This is a genomic window from Phenylobacterium sp. (assembly GCF_036402295.1).
Lineage (GTDB): Bacteria > Pseudomonadota > Alphaproteobacteria > Caulobacterales > Caulobacteraceae > Phenylobacterium.
The window spans coordinates 1-6179 of record NZ_DASWTE010000390.1 but is presented as its reverse complement, the minus strand read 5'-3'; the positions used below and the strand labels follow the sequence as shown (position 1 = coordinate 6179).

Sequence of the window (6179 nt, the reverse complement as noted above, 5' to 3'; positions counted from 1 at the left end):
GCTTTCGTTCCCGTCGAAATTGTTCTGGTACAGCATCACGGCGTTGGCCGAGGTCGCGAACGCCGCGATGGCCGCCGTGCAAAGCAAAGTCCCGATAAGGCGCATCTCGCCCTCCCCATTTGCCCCCGCCGCGCGTGCGTTGCATGGCGGCTCGTTAAGCTTTGCTAGGGGAAATTAACCATTGCTATTGGATTCCCCTTCCAGGTGAATCGCCGAACGCGGGTATTCAACCCGACCGCTCGCGTGGCGTGCTTGACTCATACGTTAGTGACGACTTACGGTAAGTCATGGCTAACGCAAAGGCTTTCGCCGCGCTATCCGACCCGACCCGCCGCGAGGTGTTCGAACGCCTGGCCGACGGCCCGCGGGCGGTGGGCGAGCTGGCGCGGGGCCTGCCGGTCAGCCGGCCGGCGGTCAGCCAGCACCTCAAGGTGCTGAAGGAGGCCGGGCTGGTGACGGACCGGGCGGACGGGACGCGGCGCGTCTACCAGATCGACCCGCAGGGGCTGGGCCAGCTCCGCGGCTGGCTCGACCGGTTCTGGGACGTGGCGCTGAGCGCCTTCGCCGAAGAGGCGGAACGGCAGGAACGCGAGGGGGACGACAGCAAGTGAGCCAGACGATCAAGCCGGCCCCGGTGCGCAAGACGCTGACCGTGCGGGCCTCCCCCGAGACGGCGTTCCGGGTCTTCACCGAGGGCCTCGACCGCTGGTGGCCGCGCACCCACCACATCGGCAAGTCCGATCTGGCCAAGGCGGTCATCGAGCCCAGGACCGGCGGACGCTGGTACGAGATCGGAGTCGACGGGTCGGAATGCGCGTGGGGCGATGTCCTGGCCTGGGAGCCGCCCGAACGCCTGCTGCTGGCCTGGCGGCTGAACCCCACCTGGGGATACGATCCCGACCTGCTCACCGAGGTCGAGGTCCGGTTCACGCCGCTGGGCGACGGCCAGACGCGGGTCGACTTCGAGCATCGCGGTTTCGAGCGCATGGGCGCCGACGGCGAGACGGCCCGGGCCCGCGTCGACAGCCCGAACGGCTGGGGCGCGATCCTGGCGAAATTCAAGCAAGTCCTGGAAGCCTGAGGAGGCGACGATGACGATTGTGATCCACGGTATCCCCGGCAGCCCGTACGTACGCCAGCCGATGTTGGCCTGCGAGGAGAAGGGCGTCCCGTGGCGCCTCCAGGCCCTGACGCCCGGCCAGCACAAGCAACCGGAACACCTGGCCCGCCACCCGTTCGGCCGCATCCCGGCCATCGAGCACGATGGCTACTGGCTCTATGAGGCCCAGGCCATCGTCCGCTACATCGACGCCGCGTTCGACGGTCCCGCGCTCACCCCCGCCGACCCGAAGCAGCTCGGCCGCATGAGCCAGGTGATGAACATCGTCGACTGGTACGTGATGCCCTCGCTCACCTCGGGCATCGGCTTCAACCGGGTCGTGGCGCCGATCTTCGGCATCCCGGTCAACGAGGAAGCGGTGAAGGCGGCCGTCGAGCCCGGGCGCGTCTGCATCAAGGCGCTGGAGGACTTGCTGGGCGCGCAGCCCTACTTCGCGGGCGACCAGGTGAGCCTGGCCGACCTCGCGGCCGTCGCCCATCTCGACATGATCCCGGGCACGCCCGAGGGCGGCGAGCTCATGGCCGGCTCCCCGCTGCTCGCGTGGCTCGACCGCATGGCCGAGCGCCCCAGCGTCCAGCGCACCGCGATGCCGCGCATAATGGCCGAGTTCGCGCCGGCGGCCGCCTAGGGCTTCGGCCCGCAGATCATGTCCGTGGCGGCGAGGCCGATCGCCTTCAGTTCGGCCTCGCCGGCCCCGGTCCGGGCCCGGACCGCCAGGGTGTGGAACACCCCGCTCGCCATGGCGCCCGCGCCGGCGGGCGACACCCCGGCCGCTAGCGTAGCGCGGTCCCGCTCAAACCTCTCCCGGAACAACCGGTCCGTCTCGGCCACATAGGCGCCGAGCAGCGCGCGGGCCTCGGGATCGTCCACCGCCTGGGTCACCGCGGTGCCGATCAGGAAGCAGCCGCGCTGGCCCTCCTCGCCGCGGCGGTAGATCTCCACTGTGCGGTCGAAGATCGCCTGCAGCACCACGCGCAGGGGCAGCTCGGTGGCGAGCGCCGCGCCCAGCGCCGTGGTGGCCTCCTTCGCAGAGCGCGCCAGGGCGGCCAGGTACAGCGCGTGCTTGTCGCCGAAGGCGGCGTAGAGGCTGGGCCGGTTCAGGCCGGTGGCCGCTGCCAGGTCGTCCAGCGACGTCGCCGCATAGCCCAGGTTCCAGAACACGGCCCGAGCCTTGTCCAGCACTTCGTCCGGATCGAACGACCGGGGCCGCCCCCGCGGCCGCCGCTCAGCCCCAGCCTCTTTCTGTACCATCTCGCAAAGAATCCTTGACCGCCGCTATTTTGTGCGGAACGGTATGAATATCAACCGATCCAGGAGGCTTCTCCCAATGGACGTCTATTTCTCGCCGCTCGCCTGCTCGCTGGCCAGCCGGATCACGCTGTACGAGAGCGGCCAGGAGGCCCAGTTCCAGCGCGTCGACACCAAGGCGGGCAAGACCGCCTCGGGCGAGGACTACCGCAAGATCAACCCGAAGGGCCTGGTCCCGGCGCTGCGCACCGACGACGGCGCGGTGCTGACCGAGAACGCTGCCATCCTGCAGTACCTGGCCGACCAGCGGCCGGAGTCGAAGCTCGCGCCCACGGGCTTCGCCCGCTACCAGCTGCAACAGTGGCTGAGCTTCATCGGCTCCGAGCTGCACAAGACGGTGTTCACGCCGTTGCTGTCGCCGACGTGGCCGGCCGAGGGGAAGGCCAAGGCCAAGGAGCAGGCGGCCGAGCGGCTGGCCTACCTCAACGCGCACCTCACCGGCCGCGACTGGCTGCTCGACGACTTCAGCGTCGCCGACGCCTACCTGGCCGCGGTGCTCAACTGGAACCAGGCCGTGAAGCTCGACTTCAGCATCTACCCGGCCATCCAGGCCTACCAGGCCCGCCTGATGACCCGCCCGGCGGTGCAGAAGGCGGCCGCCGAAGAGTTCGCCCTATTCCAGCCGGCCTAGGAGAAGGCGCGAAGCGCCCGAGATTCAAACCGCAGAAACGCGGAAGGACGCAGAAAGCCGGAGGAGCCGCTGACTCTTTCGCGCCTTTCTGCGTTTTCCGCGGTTTCATCTGAGCGCCGGCGGCGCTCCTGGGCGCCTAGCCCAGCATTTCCTTCACCGTGTCGCGCTCGCCGACGAGCTCGTCGTTGGTGATCTTGATCTTCGACTTGGCGAAGTCGTCCATCTCGTACGAGGTGATGACCTCGTACGAACCCGGCGTGGTGGTCTTCACCGGCATGCCGGCCCACACGCCTTCCGAGAAGCCGTAGCGGCCCTCGCTGGGGATCGCCACCGAGTGGATCGCGCCCGGCGTCGTCAGGTCGCGGACGTGGTCGACCAGCGCGCCGGCCGCCGAGGCCGCCGAGCTCGCGCCGCGGGCGTCGATGATGGCCGCGCCGCGCTTGCCCACCGCCGGCAGGTAGTCGTTCTCCAGCCAGGCGCGGTCGGTGATCACGTCGGTCACCGCCTTGCCGCCGATCTTGGCGTGGGTGAAGTCGGCGAACATGGTCGGGCTATGGTTGCCGTAGATGAACAGCTCGGAGACGTCGGTCACCGCGACGCCCGCCTTCTTGGCCAGTTGGTTGCGGCCGCGGTTCTCGTCCAGTCGCACCATGGCCGTGAAGCGGTCGGGCGTCAGGCGCTTGGCCTGGCTGGCGGCGATCATGCAGTTGGTGTTGCAGGGGTTGCCGACCACGGCGATGCGGGCGTCGTCGGCGGCGACCTTGTCGATCGACTTGCCCTGGGCGATGAAGATCTTGCCGTTGTCCTTGAGCAGGTCGGCGCGCTCCATGCCGGGGCCGCGGGGCTTGGAGCCCACCAGCACGCACCAGTTGGCGTCCTTGAAGCCCACGTCCGGGTCGCCGGTCAGCACCATGTCCTGCAGCAGCGGGAAGGCGCAGTCTTCCAACTCCATCGCGACGCCCTTCAGCGCCTTCTGCGGGCCTTCGACCGGGATCTCCAGCAGCTGCAGGATGACCGGCTGGTCCTTGCCCAGCATCTCGCCCGAGGCGATCCGGAACAGCAGCGCATAGCCGATGTTGCCGGCCGCGCCGGTGACCGCCACGCGGATGGGCTTCTTCGCCATGTGACCTGCTCCTTGATGTGATGTCGCGGGGGCTCTAGCCCGTTGACGGCCATGCTGCAATGCCGCACCCGCTACTCGTGATGTTCGAGCTGCATCCGGCCTTTCCCGAGACCTCGCGGACGCTGGGCGACCTGGCGCTCTGCCACGTGCGGCTGCAGGCCGACGCGCGGTTTCCGTGGGTGGTTCTGATCCCGCGGATCGTGAGCGCCGTCGAGCTCGAGGACCTGTCGGGCGCCGACCGCGGGGCGCTGATGCAGGAGGTCGTCCAGGCCGGCGCAGCGGTGCGGGCGGTAGGCGAGGTGCTGGGCCGCCAGGTCGCCAAGCTGAACGTCGGCCAGCTCGGGAACGTCACGCCGCAGCTGCACGTGCACGTGGTCGGACGCCGCGCGGACGACCCGGCGTGGCCGGGCCCCGTGTGGGGCGCAGGAGCCGCCGAGCCCTACAGCGACGAGGCGCTCGAGCGGGCGATCGCGGCGGCGAAGCGCGCGCTGGCCCTCTAGGGCGTCCGCCGCACCATCGTCGCGGCCTCGCTCTTGCCGCCCTCGGTGAGTTGGCCGGTCCAGCGGCCCTGGGACGGGCGCAGCACGGCGACGATCCCCTCGGCGAAGCGGAACGTCAGGTCGCCGCCCGCGCGCCGCACCTCCTCGATGAAGCCAGACGCGTCCCGGGCGCCGGGCCGGCGCAGGTCGCGCCAGGCGCCGTCGACCCAGCCGCCGCGGTCGATCAGCTGCAGGGCAAAGGCGTCGCGTCCGCCGATCAACAGGGTCCAGCCGCCCTCCATCGGCCCCTGGAAGCTGCGCACCGCCGCTGCGGACGAGCGCACCCGCGCCTCATAGGCCTGGTCCGCAGGGCTCGGCGGCCCGTCGGGTGACTTGCCCACCTGGTCGAGGAAGACCGGCTCGGTGAGGAACGGGCGCGCGGGGACGTAGGGCTGGGGCTGGGCGGGCAGGGGGTTGCGTTCGACGGGGTCCGGCGCGGCGACGTCCGGCTCCTCGGTCTCGACCGGCTTCTGGCGCAGCAGCGCGTCGATCGGGTCGTCGGGCGGCGGCTGGGCGAGCGCGGGCGCGGCGGCCAGCGCCAGCACAGCGGTCGCGATCAGGGCCGCCGCGCGCGTCATGCCGGCTCCCGCGCGGCGATGGCCTCGGCCACCCCGATGAGGCGCCGGGCCTCCGCGAAATGCAGCCGCTCGACCATGCGTCCTTCCACCTTCAGAACGCCCCGGCCGGCGTTCTCCGGCCGCTCGAAGGCGTCGACGACGGTACGCGCCCAGGCGACGGCGGATGCATCGGGGGTAAACGCGGCGTTGGCCGTGAGGACCTGGCTGGGATGGATCAGGCTCTTGCCGTCGAAGCCGAAGGCGGCGGCCTGGGCGCACTGGCGCGCCAGCCCCGCCTCGTCCGCGATCTCGTTGAACACGCCGTCGATGATGGCCAGCCGGTGCGCGCGGGCGGCCATCAGGCTCAGCGACAGCGCGGTCATGAGCGGCTCGCGGTCGACGGTCAGCGGGCAGCGCATCTCCTTGGCCAGGTCGTTCGAGCCGATCACCCAGGTCTCGACGCCTACGTTGACCGATTCCGCGCCCAGGTCGTCCAGGCGGAACATGGCCGCGCAGGTCTCGATCATCGCCCAGATCGGCAGGTGGTCGCCCAGCCGGGTGCGCGCCGCCGACAGGTCCTCGGGCGTCGAGACCTTGGGGACCAGCACCGCGTCGGGTCTCGCGGCCGCCGCGGCGGCCAGGTCGTCGGCGCCCCAGGGGGTGTCGAGCCCGTTCACCCGGATCACGACCTCGCGGCCGCCGAAACCGCCGGCCTGCACGGCCGCGACCGCGCCCGCCCGGGCCTCGGCCTTGGCGTCCGGCGCCACGGCGTCCTCGAGGTCGAGGATCAGCGCGTCGCACGGGATCGACTTCGCCTTCTCCAGAGCGCGCTCGTTGGACGACGGCATGTAGAGCACCGAGCGGCGGGGACGGAAGTCCGCGGTCACGACCCGTCGACCTC

General features: G+C 70.7%; 9 protein-coding genes. 5 read left to right on the top strand and 4 right to left on the bottom strand.

Annotation, left to right across the window (positions count from 1 at the left end; translation table 11 throughout):
- Nucleotides 1–287 precede the first annotated feature (287 nt).
- The 3 genes from VGD44_RS22745 to VGD44_RS22735 are packed head-to-tail and all read left to right on the top strand — an operon-like array spanning nt 288 to nt 1748.
- Nucleotides 288–611 (top strand): metalloregulator ArsR/SmtB family transcription factor, encoded by a 324-nt coding sequence (locus tag VGD44_RS22745; protein WP_331090667.1) that lies wholly within the window; start codon nt 288–290, stop codon nt 609–611.
- A complete protein-coding gene (locus tag VGD44_RS22740; protein WP_331090666.1) occupies nt 608–1081 on the top strand; it encodes an SRPBCC family protein in 474 nt (157 codons plus the stop codon). Before VGD44_RS22745 ends, VGD44_RS22740 begins: the two co-directional genes overlap by 4 nt.
- A gap of 10 nt (nt 1082–1091) precedes the next feature.
- A complete protein-coding gene (locus VGD44_RS22735) occupies nt 1092–1748 on the top strand; it encodes a glutathione S-transferase family protein (protein ID WP_331090665.1) in 657 nt (218 codons plus the stop codon).
- Here VGD44_RS22735 and VGD44_RS22730 read toward each other — a convergent pair.
- A complete protein-coding gene (locus tag VGD44_RS22730; protein ID WP_331090664.1) occupies nt 1745–2371 on the bottom strand; it encodes a TetR/AcrR family transcriptional regulator in 627 nt (208 codons plus the stop codon). The two genes, VGD44_RS22735 and VGD44_RS22730, sit on opposite strands and share 4 nt — an antisense overlap.
- A 76-nt stretch (nt 2372–2447) precedes the next feature.
- Between VGD44_RS22730 and VGD44_RS22725 the strand changes: the two genes are divergently transcribed.
- Nucleotides 2448–3059 (top strand): glutathione binding-like protein, encoded by a 612-nt coding sequence (locus tag VGD44_RS22725; RefSeq protein WP_331090663.1) that lies wholly within the window; start codon nt 2448–2450, stop codon nt 3057–3059.
- A 136-nt stretch (nt 3060–3195) separates the two neighbouring features.
- Here VGD44_RS22725 and VGD44_RS22720 read toward each other — a convergent pair whose 3' ends face one another.
- Nucleotides 3196–4182, bottom strand: a complete 987-nt coding sequence (locus tag VGD44_RS22720) for a malate dehydrogenase (RefSeq protein ID WP_331090662.1) — start codon at nt 4180–4182, stop codon at nt 3196–3198.
- A 59-nt stretch (nt 4183–4241) separates the two neighbouring features.
- On the opposite strand from VGD44_RS22720, the gene VGD44_RS22715 reads away from it, so the two are divergent.
- Nucleotides 4242–4682, top strand: coding sequence for an HIT domain-containing protein (locus tag VGD44_RS22715; protein WP_331090661.1), 441 nt, complete (start codon nt 4242–4244; stop codon nt 4680–4682).
- Here the strand turns inward: VGD44_RS22715 and VGD44_RS22710 are convergent.
- Together VGD44_RS22710 and VGD44_RS22705 are read right to left on the bottom strand one after the other, a co-directional pair.
- Nucleotides 4679–5299 carry a hypothetical protein gene (locus VGD44_RS22710; protein WP_331090660.1) on the bottom strand — a complete coding sequence of 207 codons (621 nt, stop codon included), beginning with the start codon at nt 5297–5299 and terminating at the stop codon, nt 4679–4681. The two genes, VGD44_RS22715 and VGD44_RS22710, sit on opposite strands and share 4 nt — an antisense overlap.
- Nucleotides 5296–6126: a CoA ester lyase gene (locus VGD44_RS22705; protein ID WP_331090668.1), complete on the bottom strand. Its 831-nt coding sequence runs from the start codon at nt 6124–6126 to the stop codon at nt 5296–5298. The genes VGD44_RS22710 and VGD44_RS22705 overlap by 4 nt, the downstream gene beginning before the upstream one ends.
- Between the last annotated feature and the right edge of the window lie 53 nt (nt 6127–6179).

Bases quoted from the DNA above. Each gene is read 5' to 3' on its own strand.
- VGD44_RS22745 (WP_331090667.1), top strand. From the start codon at position 288: ATGGCTAACGCAAAGGCTTTCGCCGCGCTATCCGACCCGACCCGCCGC.
- VGD44_RS22735 (WP_331090665.1), top strand. From the start codon at position 1,092: ATGACGATTGTGATCCACGGTATCCCCGGCAGCCCGTACGTACGCCAG.
- VGD44_RS22730 (WP_331090664.1), bottom strand. From the start codon at position 2,371: ATGGTACAGAAAGAGGCTGGGGCTGAGCGGCGGCCGCGGGGGCGGCCC.
- VGD44_RS22725 (WP_331090663.1), top strand. From the start codon at position 2,448: ATGGACGTCTATTTCTCGCCGCTCGCCTGCTCGCTGGCCAGCCGGATC.
- VGD44_RS22720 (WP_331090662.1), bottom strand. From the start codon at position 4,182: ATGGCGAAGAAGCCCATCCGCGTGGCGGTCACCGGCGCGGCCGGCAAC.
- VGD44_RS22715 (WP_331090661.1), top strand. From the start codon at position 4,242: ATGCCGCACCCGCTACTCGTGATGTTCGAGCTGCATCCGGCCTTTCCC.
- VGD44_RS22710 (WP_331090660.1), bottom strand. From the start codon at position 5,299: ATGACGCGCGCGGCGGCCCTGATCGCGACCGCTGTGCTGGCGCTGGCC.
- VGD44_RS22705 (WP_331090668.1), bottom strand. From the start codon at position 6,126: ATGCCGTCGTCCAACGAGCGCGCTCTGGAGAAGGCGAAGTCGATCCCG.